Below are 1755 nucleotides of genomic sequence, written 5' to 3' on the forward strand. Positions count from 1 at the left end.
CGATTTGCTCGCAAGTCGCGAGGACGCGGAAGTCGTGCTGGTCGGTGCGCCGTCGGAACGCGCGAAGTGCGAGGAGGTCGCGGCGGCGAGCAGCGCGGGCGCGATGATCGCGGCCGGACACACCAGTATTGGCGAGCTGATCGCGCTGTTGTCGCTGTGCGATGGGTTCATCGGTAACGACTCGGGCTGCATGCATCTGGCGGGAGCGCTTGGAATCCCGACCGTCGCGATTTTCGGCTCGACCAATCCTGCTCGCACGGGGCCGATGGGTCCGAAGACGCGCGTGATCTACCACCAGCTCGAATGCAGCCCGTGCCTGGCGCGCACCTGCCGCTTCGGTCACTACAACTGCCTGACGCAAATCGAACCCGCCGAGATGGCCGACGCAATGATCGCGATGCGCGCGCAACGTTGAATCCGAATACCGGGGAAATCGGGGTACCAAGATGAAACTCAAGGAACTCGCATCGAAGCTGGGACTCGAAATTCGCGGTGACGGCGGCGTCGAGATTTTCGCGCCGGCGCCGATCGAGGCGGCCAGTCCGGGCATGATCGTTTTCGTCGCGAGCGCGAAGTACGCGTCCGCGCTGCAATCCAGCGTTTCGGCGGCTATTACGACGGCGGAGCTGGCAGCTGGCGCAAAATGCGCAACGCTTATCAGCGCGAATCCATACGCCGACTTCGCGCGCGTGCTGGAGATTTTTTTTCCGCCGTACCGGCCCGCACCGGGAATCGATCCGCGCGCTTCGATCGCGCCCGACGCGACGCTCGGCGCCAACGCCTCGATCGGCGCGTCGGCAGTGATCGGTGCAGGCGTGTCGATTGGGCGCGACGCGGTGATTCATCCGAACGTCACGATTTACCCGGGCGTGCGCATCGGCGATCGCTTCACTGCTCATAGCGGAGTGTCGATTCGCGAAGGCACGGTGATCGGAAATCGCGTGACGCTTTTGAACGGTGCGGTGATCGGCGCCGACGGATTCGGCTTCGTCGAGGAGAAAGGCGACTTGACCAAAATTCCACAAGTCGGGATCGTTATCGTAGAGGACGATGTGGAGATTGGAGCGAATTCAACTGTGGATCGCGCGATGATGGGAGCGACGGTGCTGCATCGCGGGGTCAAACTCGACGACCAGGTTCATATCGGGCACAACTGCGAAATCGGCGAGTACTCGCGATTCTCGGGCCACACCGGAATCTCCGGCTCGACTCGCATCGGCAAATGGTGCCTGTTCGGCGGACAAGTCGGATGCGCCGATCACATTACGATCGGCGATCGCGTGATGGTGGTGGCAAAAGCCGGCATCCACACCGACTTGAAGGACGATGCGATCGTCTCGGGCATCCCGGCCGTGGACGTGCGCAAGTTCCGCCGCTACGCGGTCGTGCTGACGCGCCTGCCCGAAATAATTCGGCGCGTGCGGGCGCTGGAGAATCGCGCCGGCATCAACAACCGCGAGGCGTAACAATCGACCGGCTTTGGCGAGATGCGGAAGACGCGACAATCATTTGCAACGATCGCGTTGGCTGCGGCCGCGGGGATTTTTTGTTCGGGATGTCCCGCGTTGATGATTCCCGGTCTGGCCTACTCGGGCTACAAGTACGAGCATGACAAGAATCAGCCCGCGGCAAGCGCGTCGCCTGCGCCGAGCACGCAGAACAGCAAGGCGACGGACTCGCAGCAGCAAAAGATTCCCGATAGCGAAATCGAATAGCGGATTCGAGCGCAGTTTGTGCTCCAGCTGACGTTCACGC

The 1755-nt window shown here is 62.2% G+C and carries 3 protein-coding genes; all 3 read left to right on the forward strand.

Annotated features, from left to right (window positions below; translation table 11 throughout):
- Positions 1-415 (forward strand): glycosyltransferase family 9 protein (locus VIW95_RS02870; protein WP_331583842.1); only part of this gene is annotated, 415 nt, incomplete at its 5' end.
- Positions 416-446: 31 nt separating this feature from the next.
- Positions 447-1466, forward strand: a complete 1020-nt coding sequence (gene lpxD / locus VIW95_RS02875; protein ID WP_331583844.1) for a UDP-3-O-(3-hydroxymyristoyl)glucosamine N-acyltransferase — start codon at positions 447-449, stop codon at positions 1464-1466.
- A gap of 21 nt (positions 1467-1487) precedes the next feature.
- A complete protein-coding gene (locus VIW95_RS02880; protein WP_331583846.1) occupies positions 1488-1715 on the forward strand; it encodes a hypothetical protein in 228 nt (75 codons plus the stop codon).
- Positions 1716-1755: the final 40 nt, after the last annotated feature.

This window comes from Binatus sp. (SeqCode) (assembly GCF_036522015.1).
Taxonomy (GTDB): domain Bacteria; phylum Desulfobacterota; class Binatia; order Binatales; family Binataceae; genus Binatus.

What these genes read in the sequence shown, in the direction of transcription:
- VIW95_RS02880 (WP_331583846.1), top strand. Translation starts at nt 1,488, where the DNA reads ATGCGGAAGACGCGACAATCATTTGCAACGATCGCGTTGGCTGCGGCC.
- lpxD (WP_331583844.1), top strand. Translation starts at nt 447, where the DNA reads ATGAAACTCAAGGAACTCGCATCGAAGCTGGGACTCGAAATTCGCGGT.